At 71.9% G+C, this 25,495-nt stretch carries 22 protein-coding genes; 11 read left to right on the top strand and 11 right to left on the bottom strand.

Going from position 1 to position 25,495, the window contains the following annotated elements:
- Positions 1-5: 5 nt before the first annotated feature.
- The 4 genes from ASC99_RS26410 to ASC99_RS26395 all read right to left on the bottom strand — a co-directional run bounded on the left by ASC99_RS26410 (position 6) and on the right by ASC99_RS26395 (position 2,226).
- Positions 6-566, bottom strand: coding sequence for a cysteine dioxygenase family protein (locus ASC99_RS26410; protein ID WP_057236560.1), 561 nt, complete (start codon positions 564-566; stop codon positions 6-8).
- Positions 567-655: 89 nt separating this feature from the next.
- Complete coding sequence (locus tag ASC99_RS26405; protein ID WP_057236558.1) at positions 656-1,561, bottom strand: LysR family transcriptional regulator; 906 nt, start codon at positions 1,559-1,561, stop codon at positions 656-658.
- Between the two features lie 113 nt (positions 1,562-1,674).
- Positions 1,675-1,932 carry a lipopolysaccharide assembly protein LapA domain-containing protein gene (locus ASC99_RS26400; RefSeq protein ID WP_057236555.1) on the bottom strand — a complete coding sequence of 86 codons (258 nt, stop codon included), beginning with the start codon at positions 1,930-1,932 and terminating at the stop codon, positions 1,675-1,677.
- Between the two features lie 90 nt (positions 1,933-2,022).
- Complete coding sequence (locus ASC99_RS26395; RefSeq protein ID WP_057236682.1) at positions 2,023-2,226, bottom strand: hypothetical protein; 204 nt, start codon at positions 2,224-2,226, stop codon at positions 2,023-2,025.
- Positions 2,227-2,480: 254 nt separating this feature from the next.
- Here ASC99_RS26395 and ASC99_RS26390 point away from each other — a divergent pair, with 254 nt between their 5' ends.
- Entirely contained in the window at positions 2,481-4,766 is a 2,286-nt protein-coding gene (locus tag ASC99_RS26390) for a hypothetical protein (protein WP_057236554.1), read from the top strand.
- Between the two features lie 27 nt (positions 4,767-4,793).
- Here ASC99_RS26390 and ASC99_RS26385 read toward each other — a convergent pair whose 3' ends face one another.
- Together ASC99_RS26385 and ASC99_RS26380 are read right to left on the bottom strand one after the other, a co-directional pair.
- Complete coding sequence (locus ASC99_RS26385) at positions 4,794-6,566, bottom strand: ABC transporter ATP-binding protein (protein WP_057236552.1); 1,773 nt, start codon at positions 6,564-6,566, stop codon at positions 4,794-4,796.
- The gene (locus ASC99_RS26380; protein WP_057236550.1) at positions 6,563-8,341 is read right to left on the bottom strand and encodes an ABC transporter ATP-binding protein; all 1,779 of its coding nucleotides are present in this window, start codon (positions 8,339-8,341) and stop codon (positions 6,563-6,565) included. Before ASC99_RS26380 ends, ASC99_RS26385 begins: the two co-directional genes overlap by 4 nt.
- Before the next feature lie 296 nt (positions 8,342-8,637).
- Here ASC99_RS26380 and ASC99_RS26375 point away from each other — a divergent pair, with 296 nt between their 5' ends.
- A complete protein-coding gene (locus ASC99_RS26375) occupies positions 8,638-9,492 on the top strand; it encodes an aldo/keto reductase (protein WP_057236548.1) in 855 nt (284 codons plus the stop codon).
- 118 nt (positions 9,493-9,610) lie between these two features.
- On the opposite strand, the gene ASC99_RS41170 is transcribed toward ASC99_RS26375, so the two are convergent.
- Entirely contained in the window at positions 9,611-10,507 is an 897-nt protein-coding gene (locus ASC99_RS41170) for a MarR family winged helix-turn-helix transcriptional regulator (RefSeq protein WP_082629742.1), read from the bottom strand.
- Positions 10,508-10,902: 395 nt separating this feature from the next.
- Between ASC99_RS41170 and fabG the strand changes: the two genes are divergently transcribed.
- Together fabG and ASC99_RS26360 are read left to right on the top strand one after the other, a co-directional pair.
- Positions 10,903-11,670: a 3-oxoacyl-ACP reductase FabG gene (gene fabG / locus ASC99_RS26365; protein ID WP_057236546.1), complete on the top strand. Its 768-nt coding sequence runs from the start codon at positions 10,903-10,905 to the stop codon at positions 11,668-11,670.
- A 401-nt stretch (positions 11,671-12,071) separates the two neighbouring features.
- Positions 12,072-14,798 (top strand): NPCBM/NEW2 domain-containing protein, encoded by a 2,727-nt coding sequence (locus ASC99_RS26360; protein WP_057236545.1) that lies wholly within the window; start codon positions 12,072-12,074, stop codon positions 14,796-14,798.
- Between the two features lie 104 nt (positions 14,799-14,902).
- On the opposite strand, the gene ASC99_RS26355 is transcribed toward ASC99_RS26360, so the two are convergent.
- The gene (locus tag ASC99_RS26355; protein ID WP_057236543.1) at positions 14,903-15,082 is read right to left on the bottom strand and encodes an I78 family peptidase inhibitor; all 180 of its coding nucleotides are present in this window, start codon (positions 15,080-15,082) and stop codon (positions 14,903-14,905) included.
- 63 nt (positions 15,083-15,145) lie between these two features.
- On the opposite strand from ASC99_RS26355, the gene ASC99_RS26350 reads away from it, so the two are divergent.
- On the top strand, positions 15,146-15,421 hold the full coding sequence (locus ASC99_RS26350) for a DUF6343 family protein (protein ID WP_057236541.1): 276 nt from the start codon (positions 15,146-15,148) through the stop codon (positions 15,419-15,421).
- Positions 15,422-15,454: 33 nt separating this feature from the next.
- Here ASC99_RS26350 and ASC99_RS26345 read toward each other — a convergent pair whose 3' ends face one another.
- Complete coding sequence (locus ASC99_RS26345; RefSeq protein ID WP_057236680.1) at positions 15,455-16,951, bottom strand: aldehyde dehydrogenase family protein; 1,497 nt, start codon at positions 16,949-16,951, stop codon at positions 15,455-15,457.
- A 162-nt stretch (positions 16,952-17,113) separates the two neighbouring features.
- Between ASC99_RS26345 and ASC99_RS26340 the strand changes: the two genes are divergently transcribed.
- From ASC99_RS26340 to ASC99_RS26325, 4 genes are all read left to right on the top strand, one after another.
- Entirely contained in the window at positions 17,114-17,908 is a 795-nt protein-coding gene (locus tag ASC99_RS26340; protein WP_057236538.1) for an IclR family transcriptional regulator, read from the top strand.
- Between the two features lie 205 nt (positions 17,909-18,113).
- Entirely contained in the window at positions 18,114-19,424 is a 1,311-nt protein-coding gene (locus ASC99_RS26335; protein WP_057236535.1) for a polysaccharide lyase family 1 protein, read from the top strand.
- Between the two features lie 65 nt (positions 19,425-19,489).
- Complete coding sequence (locus ASC99_RS26330) at positions 19,490-20,602, top strand: pectinesterase family protein (RefSeq protein WP_057236533.1); 1,113 nt, start codon at positions 19,490-19,492, stop codon at positions 20,600-20,602.
- A gap of 2 nt (positions 20,603-20,604) precedes the next feature.
- The gene (locus ASC99_RS26325; protein ID WP_057236531.1) at positions 20,605-21,408 is read left to right on the top strand and encodes a rhamnogalacturonan acetylesterase; all 804 of its coding nucleotides are present in this window, start codon (positions 20,605-20,607) and stop codon (positions 21,406-21,408) included.
- Between the two features lie 55 nt (positions 21,409-21,463).
- Here ASC99_RS26325 and ASC99_RS26320 read toward each other — a convergent pair whose 3' ends face one another.
- Both ASC99_RS26320 and ASC99_RS26315 read right to left on the bottom strand, forming a co-directional pair.
- Positions 21,464-22,543 (bottom strand): hypothetical protein, encoded by a 1,080-nt coding sequence (locus tag ASC99_RS26320; protein ID WP_057236529.1) that lies wholly within the window; start codon positions 22,541-22,543, stop codon positions 21,464-21,466.
- A 60-nt stretch (positions 22,544-22,603) separates the two neighbouring features.
- The gene (locus tag ASC99_RS26315; RefSeq protein WP_057236528.1) at positions 22,604-23,521 is read right to left on the bottom strand and encodes a 5-dehydro-4-deoxyglucarate dehydratase; all 918 of its coding nucleotides are present in this window, start codon (positions 23,519-23,521) and stop codon (positions 22,604-22,606) included.
- A gap of 215 nt (positions 23,522-23,736) precedes the next feature.
- Here ASC99_RS26315 and ASC99_RS26310 point away from each other — a divergent pair, with 215 nt between their 5' ends.
- Together ASC99_RS26310 and ASC99_RS26305 are read left to right on the top strand one after the other, a co-directional pair.
- Positions 23,737-24,645, top strand: coding sequence for a carbohydrate ABC transporter permease (locus ASC99_RS26310; protein ID WP_057236526.1), 909 nt, complete (start codon positions 23,737-23,739; stop codon positions 24,643-24,645).
- A complete protein-coding gene (locus ASC99_RS26305; RefSeq protein WP_057236524.1) occupies positions 24,642-25,469 on the top strand; it encodes a carbohydrate ABC transporter permease in 828 nt (275 codons plus the stop codon). Before ASC99_RS26310 ends, ASC99_RS26305 begins: the two co-directional genes overlap by 4 nt.
- Positions 25,470-25,495 lie beyond the last annotated feature (26 nt).

Below are 25,495 nucleotides of genomic sequence, written 5' to 3'. Positions count from 1 at the left end.
ACCGGTCAGCCCTCGGTGGGCAGTTGGTAGACCCGGCGGATGCTGCTGCCGAGCCTGGCCAGGTCCGCACCGTACACGTGCAGCGAGACGGCGGTGCCGGTGCCGCTGTTGCGGACCCGGTGGATGTCGCCGGGCGGGGCGAAGCCGCAGACCGTACCGCTCGGGTTGACCACGTCGCCGGTGGCCACCAGCCGGGCGGTCGGGCCGTCCGGGACCAGCCGGTAGCGGCGTTCGGTCTCCTCGCCCAGGTGGACGCCGGTGGCACACCAGGACAGGTGGTCGTGCACGCTGGTGCGCTGGCCGGGCAGCCAGACCAGCGCGACCAGCGAGAAGCTGCCGTCCGGCTCGGCGTGCAGCAGGTGCTGGCGGTAGCTCGCCGGGTCACCGGTCTGCTGCGCGCCGGTGAGCAGATCGGGCGCCCCGAGGTGCGGCAGCAGGCACTCGGCGGCCAGGTGGGCGGTCAGGTCCGGCGGCAGTCCCCGGCCGACGGCCCGACGCAGCTCGGCGACCAGCTCGTCCGCCCGGTCGGTGCGGTCAACCCTGGGTAACGCGGCGGAGGTTGTCATGCCAGGATGGTCCGGCCGCCTCCGACGAACCGTCCAACGACAGTTCCTTGGCGTTCCGTCGGTTCCCGCTTATGGATCGCGGGAGCCGGTCAGCAGCCCACCCGCGCGGCGGCGGCCGCCCTGAGCTCGTTCAGCACCAGCGTGGTGGCCGGTATCCGCAGGTGCTCGCGGAGCACGTACGCGGAGACCTTGCGGCGCACGTGCGGTTCGGCCAGCCGTCCGGTGACCTTGCGGTGGCACATGAAGGAGAGCACCAGCGCGGGCATCAGGGCGATCCCGACCCCGGCGGCCACCAGGCTCTGCACGGCCAGGTTGTCGTCGGTGGTGAACACCACGTCGGGGGCGAAGCCCTGGGCGGCGCAGACCTGGAGCAGGTTGGCCCGGCAGCGCGGGCAGCCGGCGATCCAGCGTTCCTCGGCGAGGTCGGTCAGCCGGACGGCGTGCCGCCGGGCCAGCGGGTGGCCGACCGGCAGCAGCACGGTCAGCTGATCCTCCATCAGCGGCGTCTCGACCAGCTCGGGCGGCACCTCGGCCGGTGCGCCCGGGTAGTGGAAGGCCAGCGCGATGTCGCACTCGCCGCGCAGCAACCGCTGGACCGACTCGGGCGGTTCGGCCTCCAGCAGCTCCACCCGGACGCCGGGGTGCTCGGCCAGCAGCCGGGCCATCGCCGCCGGGATCAGCGTCGCGTTGGCGCTCGGGAAGGCACAGACCCGGACCCGCCCGGCCCGCAGCCGGGCCAGCGCGCCGAGCTGCTGCTGCGCGGCCCGCAGGTCGCCGAGGATCACCTCGGCGTGCCGGGCCAGCGCCTCGCCCGCCTCGGTCAGCCGCAGCCCACGGCCCGCCCGGGTGAACAGCGGTACGCCGACGGTCCGTTCGAGTGCCTTCATCTGCTGGGTGATCGCGGGCTGGGTGTAACCCAGCGACCGGGCCGCCGCCGAGTACGAACCGGTGCTGACCACCTCGTGGAAGGTCCTGATGTGCCGGGAGTCGAACACCCCTGAATGATAAGCAGAACTTGGGGTCCAGGTCCGGGAGTTCGCCGAACGGAATGGATCACTGCGCTTCGGGCGGCAGCCCCCGCTGAGTTCGATCAGCGGGGTGAAGCCAGTTACCTGCTCTGGCGGCCCTTCAGCAGCCACCCCAGCGCGGCACCCGCCAGCAGGGTCGCCAGCAGGGCGATCCACAGCGGTGCCTCCACCGTGAACACCCAGAACTGGATCTTCACCTTGTTCAGGTTGGCCAGCAGGAACCAGACCGCAAGCACCACGATCACGCCGATCGCGATGGCCCGGGTCGGGATGCCCGCGATCTCGCTCCGCTTGCCGCCCCCGGAGGGGGTTGACGTACCGCCAGAAGTCTTGGTCACCCCAGGAGTCTGCCCTCCTGTGCCACCCCATCCCCGCTGGCCACGCCGGAGGCCACCCGTACAGCCGAGCGGCCTCCCGGGAGCCACCGCTCAGTTCCGGAGCAGCGTGACCAGACAGGCCGTCAGCACCGCCGCCAGCGTCAGCGTCCCGGCGAACGCCGCCCCGGCCAGCACGACCGCTGCCGGGTAGCCCGCACCGTCCAGCCGGGCCAGCGCCCCTGCCCCGACGGCGACCAGCAGGGCGAACAGCACCACCACGGCGGTGGCCAGCAACACGACGGCCGTACGGTTCACGGTGTCCTCCGCAGGATCCCGGGCCGGCACCGTGCCGACCCGCTCCCGCCACCCTCACCCGGCCTCCGGGTGTTGCGGCAGCGGGAACGCGTTGCCGATCCGCCGTGGCAACACACCTGGGTGTTGACGATCGCTGGCAACAGACCTTTCGCCCGGGTCACCGGGAGGAGAATCGAGGAACGCCGCGCGGACGGGGCCGTCTGCCCACCGCGCAGAGCTGATCAGTCGTCAGTTTCCCCAGCAAGGACGGTGCGGTGTCCCACGAAGAGCGTCCCGAGAACCTGCCGGCCTTGCGGGCCAAGGCACCGGTGAGCGAACGGGAGACCTTCGCCTCCCGGCTGCGACCGCTCTTCCAGGAGCTCGGCGTCAGCTACCGGGTGTACGGGAAAGAGCGCCACTACACCGCCTCCGTGATCTCCCGCTACCTCAACGGGGAACGCATCCCGGAAGCGCGCTTCCTGGTCGACCTTCTCCAGGACCTGGCCGACGCCGGTCGCCCGGTGGACGAGGCCGACCAGGCGGACCTGCTCCGGCTACGTGAGCAGGCGCTGCGCGGTGGCGGCGCGGTGCAGGTGCTCCAGGCCCAGTTGGAGGAGACCCAGCTGGAGCTGGCCGACTGCCGGCTCGACCAGGCGAGACTGGCCGAGCAGTTGGGAGAGCGCGAGGACGCCCTGGGACTGGTCGAGCAACGGCTGCGTGCCCTCCGGTCCGACCGCGACCAGGACGCGCACACCCACGCCGAGCAGTTGGCCGCCCGGATGACCGAGTACCTGCGGGTGGAGCGGGACCGGGACCAGCTGCGGGAGCAGGTCGAGGAACTGCGGGAGGACCTGCTCCGGGAGCGGGCCTGGGCCCTGCGCGTCGAGGAGCAGTGCCGCCTGCTGCTCTGGCAGCTGCGCCTGACTGCCGGCCAGGGACCTCGGGAGGGCTCGTTCGGCACCCTGATGTCCAGCATGGACCGCGCCCCCATCGGCGAGCTGGTCGGGTTCGCCGCCCAGGTCGACGACCGGCACCTGCCCGTGCTCACGGAGTTGCTCCGCTCGGTGGGACGTGACCGGCCGGTCTCCGACGCCGTGGCCCTGTTCGTCGCCCTGCACGAGGCCGGAAAACCCCAGCAGGCCGAGGCGGCCCTGCCCGCCGCCGTGCTCGGCCGGACCGTTCCCGAAGTGTCCGATCTGGTCAGCGCGTTCACCGAGCGCGGCCTCGACGGGTACACGGCCACGGTGGTGCGCACCGTGGTGGAGCACCACGCCTGGCCGGACATCGCCGAGCTGGTGGCGGATCTGCACACCCGCGGCCTGACGCCCACGACCGGGGACACGGTCGCCGCCGCAGCGGCGGTGTACCGGCCGCCCCAGGAGGTTGCCGCGCTGCTGGTCGAACTGGCGACGGTGCACGAGCTCCCCCTGACCGCGGACCACTGCCTGGAGACCGTGGCCCGGGAGCGTGCCGTCCCCGACCTGCTCGCACTCACCGAACGCCTCGCCGAGCTCGGCCGGTACGCCGACGCCCGGCGGTTGACCGCTCAGGTGCTGCGGCTGCGATCGGCCGCGCACGCCGGCGACGTACTGTCGGGGTTGCAGCGTGGCTGGTACGGCCGGCTGGCGAACGAGACCTTCGACGAGCTGGTCCACCAGGGAGCACCCGCCCGCCTGGTCGATGTGCTCACCGCACTGGACCGCGAGCGCAGCGGCGCCCGGATCGAGCAGGCTCTGCGGCACGCCGTCTCCGCTCGGCCGGTGGCCGAAGTGGCCGATCTGGTACGGCGGTTCGACAGCACGCAGCTGGAGGTGCACGCCGCCGACCTGGCCGCGCGTTTCGTCCTGCACCGCAGCCCTGCGGAGCTGCCGGAGCTCGCCTCCGCCCTGAGCGAGGACCTGCCGGCTCTGCTCTCCCGAGCGGCCCGGAGCCGACCGGTGCCGGAGCACATCCTGATCGCCCGCCAGCTCCACCGGAGCGGCCTGCACAGCCTGGGCATCGCACTCCTGGCCGATGCGGTCCGGAGCCGCTCGAGCACGGACGCCCACGCCGTCCTCACCGCGCTGCCCGACCTTCCCGAAGCCGCCCCGGCCGTGCTCGCCGGCGCAGCCGACCGGCCCACCACGTCGGTCGTCAGGTTGGTGGTCGACCTGCGGACGCACGGGCAGGCGAGTCTGGCGGACGCCCTGCTGCTGACCGCCGAAAAGGGCCGGGGGCCGATCGCCGTGACCGAACTCCGGCAGGCCGTCGAGGCGGAGGAGGCCAGGGTCGGCGTCGCCCGCCGGACCGCCCCGGCTCCCGCTCCCCTGACTGTCCCGACGCCGACCCCCGCCCGGCCCTTGACGCGCGGACCGGCCAAGCACGCACGCAGCAAGCGCACTCCCACGCTGGGCGCAGCCGATCTCCCGGCCCAGAACGCCCGCCTCATCCAGGAACTCGAGACCACCCGGGAACTGCTCGCCGCCGCCCATGTCCAGCTGGATCTGGAGACCGCACGCCGGGAGCAGGCCGAGGCCCGGTTGCAGGCCGTCGCGCCGTCACTGGCCCCGCTCGGCGGGTGAACGCCGGGCGGAGCCGGTGAAGGACCGTCAGTGCTCGTCCCGCCAGCTGCGCCAGAGCGCCGCGTACGGCCCGCCCGCCGCGACCAGTTCGTGGTGGGCGCCGTACTCGCTGATCCGGCCGCGTTCGACCACCGCGATCACGTCGGCGTCGTGGGCGGTGTGCAGCCGGTGCGCGATCGCGATCACCGTACGGCCGGCCAGCACCCGGGACAGCGAGCGTTCCAGGTGCCGGGCCGCGCGCGGGTCGAGCAGCGAGGTCGCCTCGTCCAGCACCAGCGTGTGCGGATCCGCCAGGACCAGCCGGGCCAGGGCGAGCTGCTGCGCCTGAGGGGGTGTCAGCGCCACCCCGCCGGAGCCGACCTCGGTGTCCAGGCCGTCGGCCAGCGCCTCGGCCCACTCCCCCGCGTCCACCGCGTCGAGCGCGGCCCGCAGCTCGGTGTCGTCCGCCTCGGGCCGGGCCAGCCGCAGGTTGTCCCGCAGGGTGCCGACGAAGACGTGGTGCTCCTGGTTGACCAGCGCCACCTCGGTCCTGACCCGCTCGGCGGGCATCCGGGCCAGTGCGGTGCCGCCCAGCGTGACGCTGCCCCGGCCGGGAGCGTAGATCCCGGCCAGCAGCCGCCCGAGGGTGGACTTGCCCGCACCCGAGGGACCGACCAGCGCGACCCGGCTGCCGGGTGCCACGTCCAGGCTGATGCCGTGCAGCACGTCGGCGCCCTCGCGGTAGCCGAACCGCACGTCGGTCGCCTCGACCCGGCGGCCGTCCGGCACGGCGAGCTCGTCCGTCTCCGGGTCCTCGATCTCCTGGACACCGACCAGCCGGGCCAGCGAGGCCTGGCCGACCTGGAGCTCGTCGTACCAGCGCAGGATCATGTCGACCGGGTGGGTGAGCGCCTGCGCGTACAGCACACCGGCCGTCAGCTCACCCACCGTCAGCCGGCCCTGCACTGTGAACAGCCCGCCCAGCACCAGCGTGCCGATGACGACGATCGCGTACGCCGCCTCCACCGTCGGGAACCAGACCGACCGCAGCCAGAGCGTGTACCGCTCCCAGGCCTGCCACTCGCCGATCTTGCGGTCCGTCAGCTCCACCCGGTCGGTGCCGAGCCGGAGCGACTCGACCGTCCGGCCGGCGTCCACCGTCTCGGCCAGCACGGTGTTGACCGCCGCGTACCCGGCCGACTCGGCCCGGTAGGACTGCGGGGCCCGGCGGAAGTACCAGCGCGAGGTGGTCAGCAGCAGCGGCAGGGCGACCACCACGGTGATCGCCAGCAGCGGCGAGGTCACCACCAGCGCGCCGGTCACCAGCACCAGCGAGACCAGCGCGACCGCGAGTTCGGGCACCGCCTCCCGGATCGACTTGGACAGCCGGTCGATGTCGGTGGTGCCGCGCGAGACCAGGTCCCCGGTACCGGCCCGCTCCAGTACGCCCGGCGGCAGCGCCACCGAGCGGACCAGGAAGTCCTCCCGCAGGTCGGCCAGCACCTCCTCGCCGAGCATCCCGCCGCGCAGCCGGGACCAGCCCGTGAACGCCGCCTGCACCACCAGCGCGCCCAGGTACCAGCCGACCGCCGACAGCACCTTGCCCTGCGCGGTGCCCGCGCTCAGGTCCTCGACCAGCGAGCCGAGCACCCACGGACCGACCAGCCCGGCCAGCGTGGCCACCGTGTGCAGCCCCACCACCGTGCCGAAGCCCCGGAAGTGACGGCGCGCCAGCAGCCGGACGTACGCCCGCACGGTGGCCGGCGAGCCGACCGGCAGCATGGTCGCGGGGCCGCGCTCCTGAATTGTGGGTGGCTTCATACCCTCTCCTCGATGGCGACCTGGTCGTCCTCACGGGTGACCACGGCCCGGTAGTGCGGGGCGGTGTGCAGGAGTTCGCGGTGGGTGCCGGTGGCGGTGACCCGGCCGCCGTCGATCAGCACCACGGTGTCGGCCTGGTCTAGCAGCAGCGGGCTGGTGGCGATCACCACCGTGGTCCGCTCCGCCCGGATGCCGCGCAGACCGGCCGCGATCCGGGACTCGGTGTGTGCGTCGACCGCGCTGGTCGGCTCGTCCAGCACCAGCACCGGCGGGTCGGCTGCCAGCACCCGGGCCAGCGCCAGCCGCTGCCGCTGGCCACCGGAGAGCGAGCGGCCGCGCTCGGTGATCAGCGCGCGCATCGGGTCGCCGTCCGCCTCCGGTGAGCCGTCGACCAGGGCGTCCAGGACGTCCTCGGCCTGGGCGGCGGCGATCGCCTCGGCCGGGCCTACCCGACCGGAGGACGGGATCTCGAACAGCTCGGCCAGCGTGCCGGAGAGCAGCACCGGCTCCTTGTCGTGCACCAGCACGGCCGCCCGGGCCTCGGCCAGCGGTACGGAGTCCAGCTCGATGCCCCCCAACCGGGCGGAGGGGTCCGGGAGTTCGTCCTCGGCCAGCGGAACGTGGCCGTGGCGCCGGTCCGCCAGCCGGTCCGCCACCTCGGGGTCGGCGCAGACCACAGCGGTCAGCCGGCCGGCCCGGACGGTCAGCCCGGTGACCGGGTCGTGCAGGTCGGACCGCCCGGGGGCGGACAGTGTGCCGGTCAGCCCGGCCGCGTCGGCGGTGCGCCGCAGCAAGAGCACCCGGGTGGCCCGCCCGGCGGAGACCCGGGCGACGCTCCAGGCGTGCGCGGCCTCGCCGAGGATGCGCAGCGGGGCGGCCAGGAAGGCCGTCGCCCCGTACACGGCGACCAGTTCGCCGACGCCGATCGCGCCGTCGGCGGCCAGTTCCACGCCGTACCAGGTGACGCCGACCACGAACAGGCCGGGCAGCAGCACCTGCTGAGCCTGCATCAGCGACCAGACCCTGGCCGTCCGGACGGCAGCTCCGCGGACCTGCTGCGAGGCCTGCCGGTAGCGCTCCAGGAAGAGCTCTTCACCGCCGATGCCGCGCAGCACGCGCAGCCCGGCGACGGTGTCGGCGGCCAGCTCGGTGGCCTTGCCGCCGAGCGCGCGCTGCTCGCTGTACCGGCGCTCGAACGGGCCGAGCAGCGGCAGCACGGAGACCGCGAGCACCGGGACGCCGAGCAGGACGGCGGCGCCCAGCAGCGGCTGCTGGACCAGCACGACCAGGCTGACGGCCAGCCAGACCAGCACGGCGGCCCGGACCCGGGCGACCAGCTCGACGTACCAGCCGATCTTCTCCACGTCGCCGCTGCTGACTGCGACGATCTCGCCGGTGGCGATCCGGCGGGACAGGCCGGCCCCGAGAGCGCTGGCCTGCCGGGCCACCAGCTGGCGGGTCTGCGCGGCGGCGGTGATCCAGTTCCACACCGCCTGACGGTGCAGCAGGACGCTGCCGGTGCCCTTGACGACGGTGAGCAGCACGGCCAGCGCACCGGCCCGCCAGACGCCGCCGGTGTCGTGGTCGACGGCGGCCTGGATACCGAGGCCGAGGGCGACCGGGAGGGCGGCCATCGCGCCCATCTCCACCGTCCCCCAGAGGGTGGCCAGCCACTGGCCTCGGCGCTGGCTGCGCTGGAGCCAGCGCAGGAAGGCAAGTGGGGAGTCGAGATCCGGACGGCCGGGGTCGGCCATCGGCAGAGTGGTGAGCGGCATGACGCTCCGATGCGGGGGTGGTTCGGGCAGGGGTGCACGGCCCAGCTCGAATCGCGGGCGGGGCGGCGGAGGGGAGTCGGATGGGGACTATCGGTCACGACGTCATGGGCATCGAGCGTGCCGTGGGTCACACCGCGATCGCAACAGGTTTTCCGGGTTCGGCCACGTCACAGCGGGCGGAGCGGTCACGGAGTAATCAATTCCGGTGAATTTTCACCAATCGGGAACACGTGGTCGAGACCACCAGTTGGTTCATTGTCGGCAGCATTGGACGACCCGGAGGGCACCCCTTCCCCGTGAGCACCATCCCGAGCATCACCCTGAACAACGGCCTCACCATCCCGCAGCTCGGCTTCGGCGTCTGGCAGGTCGCGGACGACGAGGCGGCGACGGCGGTCGAGACGGCGATCAAGGCCGGCTACCGCAGCATCGACACCGCCGCGATCTACGAGAACGAGGCCGGCACCGGCAAGGCGATCGCGGCGGCCGGGGTGCCCCGCGAGGAGCTGTACATCACCACCAAGCTGTGGAACTCGGGCACCGTCGACTGGTCCGGTCAGCAGGGCCAGGACGCGGTGCTGCGCGCCTTCGACGACTCGCTCGGCAAGCTCGGCCTGGAGTACGTCGACCTCTACCTGATCCACTGGCCGCGCCCGATGCACGGCAGCTTCGGCAACGTCTGGAAGGCGTTCGAGAAGCTGGCCGCCGACGGCCGCGCCAAGTCGGTCGGCGTCTCCAACTTCGGCCCGGTCCAGCTGGACGCGCTCGCCGAGCAGAGCGGCATCGTCCCGGTGCTCAACCAGGTCGAGCTGCACCCGCACTTCCCGCAGCACGAGCTGCGCGCCTACCACGCGGAGCACGGCATCGCGACGGAGGCCTGGAGCCCGCTGGGTCAGGGCAAGGACCTGCTCACCGAGCCCGCGCTGGTGAAGATCGCCGAGAAGCACGGCCGCACGGTGGCCCAGGTGGTGCTGCGCTGGCACCTGCAGAGCGGCATCATCGCCATCCCGAAGTCGGTCACCCCCTCCCGGATCGTGGAGAACCTGGACGTGACCGGCTTCGAGCTGGACGCGGACGACCTGACCGCGATCGCGGCGCTCGAGACCGGCAAGCGCCTCGGCCCGGACCCGCAGTCCTTCGATTGGAACTGACCGGGTCTCACGCCGACGGCCGCCACCCCCTGCGGATGGGGTGGCGGCCGTCGGGCTGCGCTCATGCTTCCGGCGCTGGCAAATCGTTCCTGCCAGGTCCGTGGCATCTGGTGAATCGTTACAGCCGGGCCGCCTTGGCGAGCAGCGCCATCGCGGCGGCGTGCTCGTGCGGCTCCAGCGGAGCCAGCAGCAGTTCCTGCACCGCGCGTACTCCGGCGGAGGACCGGTGCAGCAGTTCCTGCCCGGCGGGCGAGAGCGAGAGCAGGTTGCGCCGCCCGTCCAGCGGGTCCCGGCGACGGAGCACCAGGCCGCGCCGGACCAGCCGGCTGACCATCTCCGCCATCGTGGCCTTGTCCAGCGAGGCCAGCTCACCGACCGTGCGCTGGTCTGCGCCCGGCTCGGCCTCCAACGCGTCCAGCACCGCGAACTGCGGCGCCGTCAGGTCGGAACCGACCTGGTCGGACCAGAGCTTGGTGTGCACCTGCTGGCTGACCCGGATCAGATAGCCGACCGCGCGCTGGGCATCCAGCAGCGGCCGGGCATCGGTCAGCGCGGCGACCGCCGCGGGCTCCAGCCGGGCGATCTTGGCCATCACCCGGACCAGTTCGAGCTGCTCGTCCGGGCTCAGCGGCTCGAAGAGCGTCCGCTGCACCCTGACCACTCCGCCGGTCGCCTCGCGGACCGCCTGGGCTCCGTTCTGCGACAGGGCGAGCAGTTTGCGGCGACCGTCAGCGGGGTCGCGGCGGCGTAGCACCAGGCCGCGCCGGACCAGCCTGGCAACCATTTCGGCCATCGTGGCCTTGTCGAGCGAGGCCCGTTCACCGACGGTGCGCTGATCCGCTCCTGGTTCGAGCGCCAGCGCGAGAAGTACGGCGAACTGAGGCGCCGTCAACTCGTTGCCGACATGCTCGGACCAGAGGCGGGTGTGCACCTGCTGGGCCACGCGGATGAGGTGGCCGGGCGACTGCTGCAGCCGACCGGTCACGCGGGTCGTCGGGATCTCCCCCAGCACCATGAAATCCGTCCCGATGTCACACCCGGTGTGTGTGGGACACCCGGGCGGGGCAGTAACGGCGAGTGAGCGTCCCGCTGTGAGGGTAGCCGCGCCAGCCGTGCAGCCGGTGGCTGCTGGCGCACACTATACAAACGGTCGGCCCGTACCGGCAGGCGGGGGCCAATAGTAGATGTTTGTTCGGCGAAGTTGGCATATTTCCGCCGTATGTCGCGCTCACGTCCACTTGATCGGCACAACTCCCGCTCGCGGCCGACCTCACCCTCTGTCACCTGCGGCTCTGTCCTCTGGTCAGCATTCCTACCGGTCGGTAATCTGGCCGCCGCAACGTCCCCTTGGGCCGGTCGCGGTCAAGGTCACGATTTGCTGTCACCCCTCCGAGAGAGACGAGTACGAACATGACCGAGCAGAGCAGCTCCCCGCGCGTCGCGGTGGTCACCGGCGCGGCTCGAGGGATCGGCGCGGCCACCGCGCTCCGGCTGGCCGCCGACGGTTACGCGGTCGCGGTGGTGGACCTGAACGAGGAGGCCGGCAAGGAGACCGTCGAGCGGATCGCCGCGGCCGGCGGCCGGGCCCTGGCGGTCGGCGCGGACGTCTCGGACGCCGGGCAGGTGCAGGCCGCGGTGGACCGGATCGCCGCCGAGCTGGGCGCCCCGGTGGTGCTGGTCAACAACGCCGGGGTGCTGCGCGACAACCTGCTCTTCAAGATGTCCGAGTCGGACTGGGACACCGTGATGAACGTGCACCTCAAGGGCGCTTTCCTGATGTCCAAGGCCTGCCAGAAGCACATGGTGGACGCCGGGTTCGGCCGGATCGTCAACCTCTCCTCCTCCTCGGCCCAGGGCAACCGCGGCCAGGCCAACTACTCGGCCGCCAAGGCCGGTCTGCAGGGCTTCACCAAGACCCTGGCGATCGAGCTCGGCAAGTTCGGCATCACCGCCAACGCGGTCGCCCCCGGCTTCATCGCCACCGAGATGACCGCCGCCACCGCGGCCCGGATCGGGATGGAGTTCGAAGCTTTCAAGGCCGCCGCCGCCACCCAGATCCCGGTCAACCGGGTGGGCACCCCGGAGGACATCGCCAACACCATCTCCTTCCTCGCGGGCGAGGGCGCCGGCTTCGTCTCCGGCCAGGTCATCTACGTGGCCGGCGGGCCGCTGGACTAAGACCGACCGGCGGTTGGGGGGTGGCAGTCCGCTCGCGGGCTCCGGCAGGCAGGCGCAGACTCGGGGTGCGGGTGCCCGGTGCGCACCCGAGGACACGGGAGGCATGAGATGACCCAAGCGGACGACCCGGACTCTGGACCCCGAGGACCTGGTGATGGCCTCGGGGCGGACCCCCACCCCGAAGTTGCTCGACAAGGCGCGCAGACAGCTCGAAGTCGAAGGCCCGGCGGCGGTGGAGCGACTGCTCCCCTGAGTTTCGCAGCGAAGTACCGACGAGTCAGGCCCCGTACGGCGTACGGGGCCTGACTGCTGTCCGGATCACGACAGAGGGTGTGGTCAAGCGGACCATAGTGCGCTATACCTGCTCAGCAGTGCTCATTCTTGCATGCGGAGGGGTTCTTATGCGCAGAACTTTGCAACACTGGCGAGGCCGGTCGGCCTCGCTCGGACTGGCCGCGGCGCTCTCGCTGGGCGGGGTGACGATCGCTCCAGGGCTGGCCCAGCCGGCGGTCGCCGCCAACGGCTCGGCCGGGGCGATCACCGCCTTCACCCCCGGCGCGGCCGGCAGCTACGCCATCTCGGCGGGTGCCGCCAAGGCCCGGGTCAGTTTCGTCAGCGACCAGGTGTTCCGGATCGAACTGACGCCCACCGGCAACTTCGCCAACCCGACCGGCAGCGACATCGTGCTGCCGCAGGGCACCCCGCCGGCCACCAGCTGGCGGGACGCGGGCGACCGGTACGAACTGTCCACCGCCGCCGTCACCCTGCGGGCGTACAAGTCGGCACTGCGCTTCGGCCTCTACCGGGCCGACGGCAGCAAGGTCTGGGAGGAGACCAAGCCGCTCTCCTGGACCGACAAGGCCACCACCCAGACGCTCGGCCGGGGTGCCACCGAGCAGTACTTCGGCGCGGGCGAGCAGAACGGCTCGTTCTCCCACCGCGGCAAGACCGTCGAGATAGGCGTCGACTACAACTGGAACGAGGGCGGCCACCCGAACTCGGTCCCCTTCTACCTCTCCTCGGCCGGCTACGGCGTGTACCGCAACACCTACGCCCCCGGCACGTACGCCTTCAACGACCCGGTGACCACCACCGAGCAGGAGACGCGGTTCGACGCCTACTACTTCGCCGGGCCGAGCAGCAAGGACGTGATCGGCCAGTACACCACGCTGACCGGCAAGCCCTTCCTGCCGCCGATCTACGGCCTGGAGATGGGCGACTCGGACTGCTACCTGCACAACGCCAACCGGGGCGAGCGGCACACCCTGGACGCGTTGAAGATCGCCGACGACTACCTCGCCAACGACATCCCGAACGGCTGGATGCTGGTCAACGACGGCTACGGCTGCGGCTACGAGAACCTGGCGCAGACCGCCCAGGGCCTCCAGCAGCGCAAGATGCAGCTCGGCCTGTGGACCGAGGACGGCCTGACCAAGCTGGCCGACCAGGTGAAGGCAGGCCAGCGGGTGGCCAAGCTGGACGTGGCCTGGGTCGGCTCCGGCTACAAGTTCGCCCTCGACGGCTGCAAGGCCGCCTACCAGGGCATCGAGGACAACAGCACCGCCCGCGGCTTCACCTGGGCACCGGAGAGCTGGTCCGGCGCGCAGCGCTGCGGTGTGCAGTGGAGCGGTGACCAGTCCGGCAGCTGGGACTACATCAGGTGGCAGATCCCGACCTACGCGGGCGCCACCATGTCCGGTCTCGCGTACACCTCAGGTGACGTGGACGGGATCTTCGGCGGCAGTGCCCAGACCTACGTCCGGGACCTGCAGTGGAAGTCCTTCCTGCCCGCGATCATGTCGATGGACGGCTGGGCGCCGAGCGACAAGCAGCCCTACCGGTACGGGGAGCCGTACACCTCGATCAACCGCAAGTACCTCAAGCTCAAGGAGTCCCTGCTCCCCTACATGTACAGCTACGCGGCCGAGGCGACCCGGACCGGGGTCGGCGCGGTGCGCCCGCTGGCGCTGGAGTACCCGCAGGACGCGGTGGCCGCGACCGACGCCGCCAAGTACGAGTTCCTCAGCGGCCGGGACTTCCTGGTCGCGCCGGTCTACTCGGACACCTCGGTGCGGGACGGCATCTACCTGCCGCAGGGGACCTGGGTGGACTACTGGACCGGGAAGACCTACCAGGGTCCGACCACGGTGAACGGGTACAGCGCACCGTTGGACACCCTGCCGCTGTTCGTCAGGGCCGGTGCCGTGGTGCCGATGTGGCCCGGCGTCAGCTCCTACCAGGACCGAACCGCCTCCTCTCCGCTGGCCTGGGACATCTACCCGCAGGGGGTCAACTCCTTCTCGCTGTACGAGGACGACGGGGTGACCAAGGAGCACCGGCAGGGCCGGTCGGCGACCCAGAGCGCCACGGTGACCGCGCCCGCGACCGGGGTCGGCCGGGCCACCGTGGACGTCTCCGCGAGCGTCGGTGACTTCGCCGGCAAGCAGACCACCCGGCCGTACCGGTTCAGCGTGCACAGCGTGAGCGCCCCGACGGCGGTCGCGCTCGGCGGGCGGGCCCTGGCCCGCTTCACCGACAGGGCCGCGTTCGACGCGGCGGCCGAGGGCTGGTTCTTCGACACCGCCGACCGGGGCGGGGTGGCGCAGGTCAAGACCGCCTCGCTGAGCACCGCCACCGCCTTCCAGCTCACGCTGGACGGGATCACCGCGCTCGGTGCCACCGCCACCGGTCCGAGCTGGGCCTGGGCCAGCGACCTGCCCTTCGCCTCGCAGACCAACGGCTGGGGCCCCGCCGAGCGGGACCGCAGCAACGGCGAGCAGGGCGCGGCGGACGGTCGCACCCTGACCCTCAACGGGACCACCTTCACCAAGGGCATTGGGGTGCACGCCGACTCGGACCTGGAGTTCGTGACCGGAGGAAAGTGCTCCTCGTTCAGCGCCACGGTCGGAATCGACGACGAGATCAGCGGCTACGGCGACGTGACCTTCTCGGTGGTCGCGGACGGCGTGACGCTCTGGACCTCACCCACGCTGACCAGCACCTCGGCACCGCTGCCGGTCACGGTGCCGCTCGGCAGCGCCGCCCGGGTACACCTGAAGGTGACCACGGTCGGCACAAAAACCGGTGACCACGGCGACTGGGGGGCTGCTAAGTTCCTCTGCAGCTGATGTCTGAACAGGTTCACTGACACCTCGTCAGACGCAGTCCGAACGGCCGTTTCCGCAGGACCCCCACCCTGCGGAAGCGGCCGTCCTGCTGTCCCCGCTGCCGGTCAGCCCTGCCAGCAGCGCTCCACGCGTCCGTTCCGGACGGTGAGGTTCAGCCGGTCCTCGCGGTACTCCATCGTGATCATCGCGTCGGGCTCGAGCACCCGCACCACGCGCCAGCCCCGCTCGGCTGCCAGCCGCTCGGCCTCGTCCGCGGCCAGGCCGACGTACTCCTGCTCGTCCATCTCCGTTACTCCCTCCGTCGCACGGGCATACGGTGGATGGTAGGTCCGGGAGGTGACCTGGTGATGCGTCCGACGAAGACTCCTCGTACCTGGCACAGCGGCACCGAGCCGATGACGGCGCGCAGTGACCTGAAGCTCCGCTTCCTGCTCTCGGTGATCTTCACCCCGCTGTTCGCCCTCACCACGGCCGGCTTCGCGATCTGGGCCGCGGTGGCCGACCCCGGCGCTTCGCCGAGCCCGGGCACCCTGACCGCCTTCGCCGTGGCCTGCGGCCTGCTGACACTGTTCGCCCTGGTGGACCTGCTGGTGGTGCTGCGCCGCCGCCGGACGGAGCTCTGACTCAGACCGCCCGGCGATTGGGGGGCGGCGGTCTCAGCCGTTGACCCGCTGCGGGATGCCCAGCGGGTTGGCGTCGTGCAGCTCCGGCGGCAGCAGTTCCTGCGGGGTGTTCTGGTAGCTGACCGGGCGGAGCCAGCGTTCGATCGCGGTGGCGCCGACCGAGGTCGAGGTGCTGGTGCTGGCCGGGTACGGGCCGCCGTGGTGCATGGCGGGGGCGACCGCGACCCCGGTCGGCCAGTTGTCCACCACCAGGCGGCCGGCCAGCGGGCGCAGCCGGTCGAGCAGGGCGGCCGCCTCGGGGCCGCGTTCGTCCGCCGCCAGCTGCACGGTCGCCGTCAGGTTCCCGCTCAACCGGCCCAGTACCGCCTCGAGTTCGGCCGCATCGGCATAGCGGACCAGCACCGTAACCGGGCCGAAGCACTCCTCCAGCAGCTCCTCGGTCAGCTCCGCCGCCGCGACCGCCAGCACGCCGGGGGCGACCGCGAGCGGTGCCGCCTCGGCCGGGCCCGCGGCCAGCAGGGTCTGTACGCCCGGCTGGGCCGCCCGGTGCCGAACACCCGCCAGGAACGCCTCCCGCATCCGGGGGTCGAGCAGCGGCCCGCCGTCCGTCTTGGCCGCGGCCGCCACCAGCTCCTGTTCCAGCTCCGCCGCCCCGGCCGGGATCAGCACCAGGCCCGGCTTCACGCAGAACTGCCCCGTGCCCAGCGTGAACGAGGCCGCCAGGCCGGCGCCGATCTCGGCGGCCCGGGTGGCGGCGGCCCGCTCGGTCACCACCACCGGGTTGAGCGAGCCGAGTTCCCCGTGGAACGGGATCGGCCGGGGCCGGGCGGCCGCCACATCGTGCAGCGCCCGCCCGCCGCGCACCGAGCCGGTGAAGCCGACTGCCGAGACCAGCGGGTGCCGGACCAGCTCGGGCCCGGCCTCGAACCCGTGCAGCAGGCCCAGCAGTTCGGCGGGCAGGCCGAGATCCGCCGCCGCCTCGCGGATCAGCCGGGCGCAGAGCTCGCTGGTGGCCGGGTGGTCCGGATGGGCCTTGACCACCACCGGGCAGCCCGCCGCGAGCGCGCTCGCGGTGTCCCCGCCGGGGACGGAGAAGGCGAGCGGGAAGTTGCTCGCGGCGAACACCGCGACGACCCCCAGCGGGACCTTCATCCGGCGCAGGTCGGGGCGGCCGAGCGCCGGATCGGCGTGGTCGATCGCCACGTCCAGGAAGCCGCCCTGCTCGACCTGGTCCGCGAAGCTGCGCAACTGGTAGGTGGTGCGGGCGAGTTCGCCGGTCAGCCGGGGCACCCCGAGCGCGGTCTCGGCGTCGGCGGCCGCGATCACCTCGGCGGCTGCGCCCGCCAGCCGGTCGGCCGCCGCGCGCAAAAGGGCGGCCCGGACGGCCCGGTCGGCCAGCGCGGGGGCGGCGGCCGCGGCGGCGCGTACCGCCTGGTCGACCTGCTCGGGGCCCGACTCGACGGCCACCGCCGCTCCGGGCTCGCCGGTCCTGGGGTCGGAGGTGTGGACGGGGCGACGGGTATCTGACAGCACTGCGCGGGCCTCCTCGGCCGGGCCACCGGTCGGGCGGCGTCCGCCGGAACTGCGGCGCCCGGCCTCCCACAGCCCGGATCTGTTCAGTATGCTGAACACCGTACGAATGGTTGAACCTCGCGGAACGCTACGCCGCGCGACAGAAGGGGTCAAGCACGCATGGATTCGACGGCCAACTCGGGCCCCAACTCCGGTCCCGGCGGCGGCGCACAGGTCAAGTCGGCGGTCCGTACCGTCGAACTGCTGGAGTACTTCGCCGGTCGCCCCGGCATGCACAGCCTGGCCGAGGTGCAGGAGCAGACCGGCTACCCGAAGAGCAGCCTGTACATGCTGCTGCGGACCCTGGTCGAGCTCGGCTGGGTGGAGACCGACGGCACCGGCACCCGGTACGGGATCGGGGTGCGGGCCCTGCTGGTGGGCAGCTCCTACATCGACGGCGACGAGGTGGTGGCGCTGGCCAGGCCGGCCCTGGACCGGCTGGCCGAGGACACCGGGGAGACCATCCACCTGGCCCGCCTGGACGGCGCCAGCGTGGTCTACCTGGCGACCCGTCAGTCCCAGCACAGTCTGCGGCCGTTCACCCGGATCGGGCGACGGCTGCCCGCCTACTGCACCTCGCACGGCAAGGCGCTGCTGGCCACCCATCCGGACGAGCGGATCAGGCAGCTGCTGCCCGCCGAGCTGGAGCCGGTCACCGAGCACACCCACACCGACCGGGAGCAGCTGATCGCCGAGCTGCAGGAGATCCGCGAGCGCGGCTACGCGGTGGACCGCGAGGAGAACACCCTCGGGCTGCGCTGCTTCGGCGTCGCGGTGCCGTACCGGACCCCGGCCCGGGACGCGGTGAGCGTGTCGGTGCCGGTGGCGCGGCTGACGCCGGGCCGGGAGGAGCAGATCCGGGAGGCCCTGTTCGACGCCCGGGACCGGCTGACGCTGGCCACCCGGCACCTCTGACTCCTCGTCAGTTTCCTTCCGGGCCCCGCACTTCGGTGCGGGGCTCTGCCGTTTCCGGCCCCGCCCGGCCTCTTGACCGCGGACGGCCGGGCTGCCTATCGTCCCGGCCATGGATGCGACCGTGGTTCATGTCCTTGAACCCAGTCGGAGCGTATCGCCCTCGCATTCTCCTCCCCACCCGACGTCACGTCCGAGGAGTCTCGCCATGCGCGTTCCCCGCCGCACCGCCCTGCTCGCCTGCACCGCCGCCCTGCTCGGCGCCACCTGTGCCACCGTCACTCCGGCCGCTGCAGCCGATGTCGCGCACACCGTCCTGACCGCGAAGGACGGTTGGGGCTCGGCCACCACCGGGACCACCGGCGGCAGCAAGGCCGACGCCGCCCACACCGTCACGGTCACCACCCGGGCCCAGCTGGTCGCCGCGCTCGGCGGCAGCAACTCGAGCAACGGCTCCAACGCCACCGCGAAGATCATCCAGATCTCCGGCACCATCGACCTGAACGTGAACGACTCCAACTCCCACCTGGCCTGCTCCGCCTACCAGACCGGCGGCTACACCCTGGCCAAGTACCTGGCCGCGTACGACCCGGCGGTCTGGGGCCGGACCAAGGTGCCGTCCGGCACCGTGGAGGACGCCCGGGTCGCCTCGCAGAAGGCCCAGGCCTCCAGGGTGCAGATCAACGTCGGTGCCAACACCACCATCGTCGGGATCAACGGCGGCAGGCTGCTCGGCGGTGGTCTCGTGGTCAAGAACGTGGACAACGTGATCATCCGGAACGTCACCTTCGAGGACGCGGCCGACTGCTTCCCGCAGTGGGACCCGACCGACGGCTCCACCGGCAACTGGAACTCGATGTACGACAGCCTGGTCGCCTACAACGCCACCCATGTCTGGGTCGACCACAACACCTTCACCGACGGTGCCAACGTCGACGCCAACCAGCCGAAGTACTTCGGCCGGCCCTACCAGGTGCACGACGGCCAGCTCGACGTGGTGAAGGGCGCCGACTACGTCACCGCCTCCTGGAACATCTTCAAGGACCACGACAAGACCATCCTGGTCGGCAACAGCGACAGCTCCACGGTGGACACCGGGAAGCTTCGGGTCACCTTCCACCACAACCTCTGGCAGAACACCGTGGAGCGCGCGCCCCGGGTCCGGTTCGGCCAGGTCGACGTCTACAACAACTACTTCGTGCCCACTGCGGGCAACTACGGGTACAGCCTCGGGGTCGGCAAGAGCTCGGCCATCGTGGCCCAGTACAACTACTTCAAGCTGCCCTCCGGCGTCGCGGCCTCCTCGGTGCTGAGCAAGCTCAGCGGCACCGCACTGACGGCGAACAACAACTCGGTGAACGGCACCACCACCGACCTGATCGCCGCGTACAACACCGCGCACTCCAGCAGCACCCTGGGCACCTCGGCGGGCTGGACGCCCTCGCTGCGGCTCACCGTGCACTCCGCCTCGGCCGTTCCCGCCGCCGTGACCGCCGCCGCCGGCGTCGGCAAGATCTGACCCTCCCTCCCGACAGCCCCGGCGCGCCCCCACCGCGTCGGGGCTCCCCATCCTGGAGAGCCGCCATGCCCACCCGCCGTACCGTCCTGCTCGCCACCGCCGCCGCGCTGCTCGGCAGCACCGGCACAGACCCCGCCGCCGCCTACGCCGCCGGGAAATGGGGTAGCTACGGCAGCCCCACCGCGCGACTCAACTCCCGTACCCTGTACGTCGATCCGGCCGGTACGGGTGACCACAGGACCGTCCAGGCCGCCGTCTCCGCCACGCCCACCGGCACCACCTCGACCACCGGCTGGACCGTCGTGCTGGCCGCCGGGACGTACCGGGAGCCCGTGCTGGTCACCGCCGACCGCCGGTACCTCACCCTGCTCGGCGGCACCGCCAGGGCCACCGACGTGGTGATCGTCTACAACAACGCCGCCGGCACCGCCAAGCCCGGCGGCGGCACCTACGGAACCTCCGGCAGTGCCACCGTCACCCTGCTCGCGGACGGCTTCACCGCCCGGGACGTCACCTTCGCCAACGACTGGCTGCGCGCCGACCACCCGGAGTTCACCGGCACCCAGGCCGTCGCGGTCAAGGCGGTCGGCGACCGGTCGGCGTTCCACCGCTGCCGCTTCCTCGGCCACCAGGACACCCTGTACGCGGACTCCACCGGTCTTGGGGTCTTCGCCCGGCAGTACTACCGGCAGTGCTATGTCGAGGGTGACGTCGACTTCGTCTTCGGCCGGGCCACCGCCGTGCTGGAGGGCTGCGAACTGCGCACGCTGGCACGGTCCGTGACCTTCACGCCGCAGGGCTTCGTGTTCGCCCCCAGCACCGCCGTCGCCAACCCGCGCGGCTTCCTGGCCACCGGGTGCACCTTCACCAGCACCGCCCCCGCGGCCGCCTACTGCCTGGCCCGTCCGTGGGTGCCGAGCAGTGACACCACCGCCCGGCCGATGCTGACGATCCGCCAGAGCGCGATCGGCGCGGGCATCAACGCCGCTGCCCCGTACGCCAACATGTCCGCCTCCTACCCGTGGCAGAGCCAGCGCTTCGCCGAGTACCTCAACACCGGCCCGGGCGCGGTCGTCACCGTCCCCGCCAACCGCCCGCAGCTGACCGCCGCCCAGGCCGCCGCGCACACCCGCGAGACGTACCTGACCGGCTCCGACGCCTGGCAGCCCTGGAAGTGACCATGCCTCGACTCACCCGCCGCGCGGCCCTGGCCGCTCCCCTGCTGGCCGCCCTCGGCGCACCCTCGGCCTCCGCCGCCACCCGCACCACGCTCTACGTGGCCGGGGACTCCACCGCCTCGGTGTACCGCGCCACCGAGGCGCCCCGAGCCGGTTGGGGCCAGGCCCTGCCGGTCTTCGCCAATTCCCGGCTCCGGGTGGACGACCGGGCGCTGTCCGGGGCCAGCTCGAAGAGCTTCGCCGATCTCGGGCTGCTGGACGGCATCCTGACGGACCTTCGGCCCGGTGACCGGCTGCTGGTCTCCTTCGGTCACAACGACCAGAAGATCACCGACCCGGCCCGCGGCACGGACCCGTTCACCACCTACCAGGAGTACCTGCGACGCTACCTGGACGGCGCCCGCCAATGCGGGGCGCTGCCGATCCTGGTCACGTCGGTCGAACGGCGGCGCTTCGACACCGACGGCCACGCGTACGCCTCGCTCGGCCAGTACCCCCAGGCGATGCGGGAGTTGGCCGCCCGGGAGGGCGTACCGGTGATCGACCTGAACGCCCTCAGCCTGGCGCTCTGGGAGCAGCTCGGCGCCGAGGCCAGCAAGCAGTACTTCCTCTGGCTCCCGGCCGGCGCCCACCCCAACTACCCGGCCGGGGTCAGCGACAACACCCACTTCCAGGCGCACGGCGCCATCGAGGTGGCCCGCCTGATCGCCACCGAACTCCACCGCCAACGGCTGCTCCCGCCGGGCAGTCTGCGCCGCCTGGACCAGCCGGTCCCCGACGACCGCCTCAGCTGGCCGGCCGCCTGAGCGCTGACCGCAACGAGGCTCCGCCCGCCGAACCGGGGGCGGAGCCTCGTTGCCGTCAGTGCTTCAGCAGCTGCCGCACGGCGGCCAGGTCCGCGTCGGAGGCCAATCCAGCGTGGTAGAACCGCAGTTCGTCGGCCTCGGGGACCGGGCCGAGGCCGCCGATGATCCCGAGGTTGGCCGCCAGCACGGTGCCCGGACGGCACTGCGGCGGATCGGCGGGCAGCAGCGCAGCGGGGATCACCAGGCCGTCGACCTGCCCGAGCAGCCAGGCCAACTCGACCCCGGGGTTGGCTCCGTAGTGGTGCGGGGTGGGGTCGGCGTGCAGGAGAATCCGGAAACCAGGAGCCGCTGCCGCCCGGACCGCCGAGACCGCCGCGAGCTGGAACTGCCGGGCGGCATCGGCTCGGTGGGCCAGCACATCGGTCGCGAGCGCGGGGCCCACCGCGTCGGCAAGGTCGGCCGGGTCGGCGGCGGCGCGCCAGAGCGGGGCCAGGGCGGCCAGGACGGCGGCCCGCAGCGCCCCGGCGTCGGCGAACCCCGCCGAGCAGGACGGGCAGAAGCAGAGCGACATCAGCAACTGCCCGACCGGGCCCAGCGGTACGCCGCCGATCTTGTCGTGCGCGTGCAGGTGCGCCAGCCCGTACCAGCCGCAGGACTCCAGCTCGACGCCGGTCGCCCCGGGCCGGACGGCCGCCTCGGCGGCCAGTAGCGCGCCGTACTCGAGCACCTCGGGCTGCGCGATACAGAGCGCCCAGGGGTAGCGCTCGCCGTAGGCGTTGAGCACGGTACAGCGCGGATTCTCCTCGCCCAGCCGGGAGTTGTGGGCCAGCACCACCCACGAGTGCACCTCCAGGCCGGCGGCGAGCAGCGCGGTGCAGGCCTCGCCGAACGGATCCGGCGAGTCGACCCAGGTCTGCTGGTAGGGACCGAGGCCGTGCCACCGGCCGGGCGGGTAGTAGACGGCGGAGTGCCGGGCGGTGACGATCCGCCGGGTGGGGTGACGCGGGGTCAGGGCGCGGGTGGAGTGGTACGCGGAGGCCAGCGTGATCTGGTCCAGGCCCAGATCGGCCAGCCGGGGCGCAGCGTCCGGGTCGCCGACGACGTCCCAGGGGTAGAGGAAGGCGGAGGTCCGCACGGCAGTGCTCCAGGGTGAGGGGGCGCCCGGCGGGCGGGCCGGGCGCCGACGGGGAGTCGGTCAGAGCAGCGAGCGGCCGTACTTGATCAGGTCGGCCAGCTGGGCGACGTGCTCGGCGGCGGGCTCGGTGAGCGGCGAGCGGACCTGGCCGACGTCCAGGCCGTCCAGCCGGACCCCGGCCTTGACCAGCGAGACCGCGTAGCCGGCGCCCAGGTTGCGGAGCTCGACCAGCGGACGGAAGAAGCCGTCCAGCAGGCGGTTGGCGGCCTCGTCGTCGCCGCTGTTCAGCGCGGTGTGGAAGGCGAGCGCGAGGTCGGGCGCGAAGCAGAACACGGCGGAGGAGTACAGGGTGACGCCGATGCCCCGGTAGGCGAGGCCGGTGAGCTCGGCGGTGGGCAGGCCGTTGAAGTAGCGGAACGGCAGGTCCGGGTGCGCGGTGCGGACGGCGCTGACGATCCGTTGCATCCGGTCCAGGTCGCCGATGCCGTCCTTGTAGCCCACCACGTTGGGGAGTTCGGCGAGCCGGACCACGGTCTCCGGGTCGAGCACGGCGTTGTCCCGGGCATAGACGATGATCTCCAGCCGGGTCGCCTCGGCCAGTTCGGTGTAGTGCCGCAGCAGTCCCGCCTGCGAGGGCTTGACCAGGTACGGCGGCAGCACGAGCAGGCCGTCCGCGCCGGCCCGTTCGGCCTGCCGGACGAACTCCAGGGCCAGCGCGGTGCCGTGGCCGATACCGGCCACCACGGGCACGGCTCCGGCGGTCTCCTCGACGGCGGCGGCGATGACGGCCTCGTACTCGTCGAGGCCGAGCGCGTGGTACTCGCCGGTGCCGCAGGCGGCGAAGACGGCGGCGGCACCGTCGTCGATCCGGGCCCTGACGTGCGCCCGGAAGGTGGTCAGGTCCAGAGAACCGTCGGGGGCGAAGGCGGTGACGGGGAAGAACAGCAGACCGTCGAGGCGGTCGACGAGAGCAGGCATGGCGGATCGCTCCTAGCGAGGCGCGGGCTGGATGTCTCAGCGTTATACAGCATTCTGATCGCAGTCCACATCTGTGAACGCGATAGGGCGACGAGGAGGGTTGACGACCCGTCAACGTCTCCTTAGGGTGTCCACGAATGTGAACAGCGTCCATGTGCGTGTCGCCGTGAGTCGCCATCGCTCCCCCACGTTTCCGAGAGGAGGCGAGCTCACCGATGGCTCTCGCCGCCCCACCCCCTGCCCGCGGCCACGGGCTGCGCCGGGCGCTGGCGCCGTACGCGCTGATCTCCCCGACGCTGCTCCTGCTGGCAACCTTCCTGCTCTTCCCGGTCGGCAGCGTCCTCTACTACGCACTCCAGCACCACGTGGTGAACGAGCCCTACGACGATGCCTTCGTGGGCCTGGCCAACTTCCGGCAGATGTTCGGCGACGAGCAGTTCTGGAGCAGCCTGGCCTTCTCCGCCAAGTGGGTCTTCGCCGAGGTGATGCTCCAACTCCTGCTCGGCCTGGCCCTCGCGTTGATCGTGAACGAGACCTTCGTCGGCCGGGCGGTCGCCCGCGCGCTGGTCTTCTCCCCCTGGGCCGTCTCGGGCGTGCTGACCACCAGCATCTGGATGCTGCTCTACAACCCGGCCACCGGCGTCTTCCACTACCTCGCCGAACTCGGCGTCGGCAACGCGGGCACCTCGGTGCTCGGCAACCCCGACACCGTGTTCAGCGCCGCCGTGGTCGCCGAACTCTGGCGCGGCGTACCGTTCTTCGCCATCCTCATCCTGGCCGACCTGCAGTCGGTGCCCAAGGAGCTGTACGAGGCGGCCTCGATGGACGGCGCCGGACGGGTCCGCACCTTCCTCCACGTCACCCTGCCGCACCTGCGGGACGCGATCGTGCTGGCCACCCTGCTGCGCTCGGTCTGGGAGTTCAACAACGTCGACCTGCTGTACACGCTGACCAACGGCGGCCCGGCCGGCGCCACCACCAGCCTGCCGCTCTACGTGGCCCAACTCGCCCGCAAGTCCTACGACTTCGGCTACGGTTCGGCGCTCACCACGGCGGCCTTCGTGATCCTGCTGTTCTGTTCGGTCCTCTACCTGCGGCTCAGCAAGTTCGGACGTGAGAAGTGACCGCCGCCGCCCCGCGTGCCACCGGCCGGGTGCTCCGGCTCTTCCTGCCACTCGCGCTGTACCTGGTCTTCACCGTGGTGCCGTTCTACTGGATGCTGCTCTTCGCGCTCCGCCCGGCCGGCTCCACCTCGCTGCTGCCCTGGCCGCTGACCTTCGAGCACTTCGACACGGTCTGGAACGGCATGGGCTTCCGGGTCTACTTCCAGAACAGCGTCTGGATAGCACTGCTCACCCTGGTGTTCGTCACCTTCTTCGCCCTGATGGGCGGTTACGCCCTGGCCCGGTTCAAGTTCCGTGGGCAGCGGGCCTTCCTGCTCGCGCTGCTCTGCACCCAGTTCGTGCCGGGCGCGATGATGCTGATCCCGCTCTTCAACATCTTCCAGACCTTCGACCTGATCAACTCCCGCTGGAGCCTGATCATCGCCGAGACCACCTTCCAACTCCCGCTCGCGATGATCCTGATGAGCGGCTTCGTACGGAACGTCCCCGTCGAGCTGGAGGAGTCCGCGATGATGGATGGTTGCGGGCGGATCCGCGCCTTCCTCGCCGTCGTGCTCCCGCTGCTGCGGCCCGGCATCGTGGCCGTCGGCTCGTTCGCCTTCATCGGCAGCTGGAACAACTTCCTGTTCGCGCTGATGTTCCTCAACGACCCCGAGCTGCAGACCGTCCCGGTCGGCCTGCAGACCACCATCGGCGAGAACACCGTCGACTTCGGCGCGCTGGCCGCCGGTGGCGTGGTCGCCGCCGTGCCCGTCGTGCTGGTCTTCGCCTTCGTCCAGAAGTACCTGGTCCAAGGCATGAGCACCGGCGCCGTCAAGGGCTGAACTGCCCCTCCCCTCACACGAGAACA

The organism is Kitasatospora sp. Root107, from assembly GCF_001424875.1.
GTDB lineage: Bacteria > Actinomycetota > Actinomycetes > Streptomycetales > Streptomycetaceae > Kitasatospora.
This window is presented reverse-complemented; position numbering and strand designations above follow the sequence as displayed.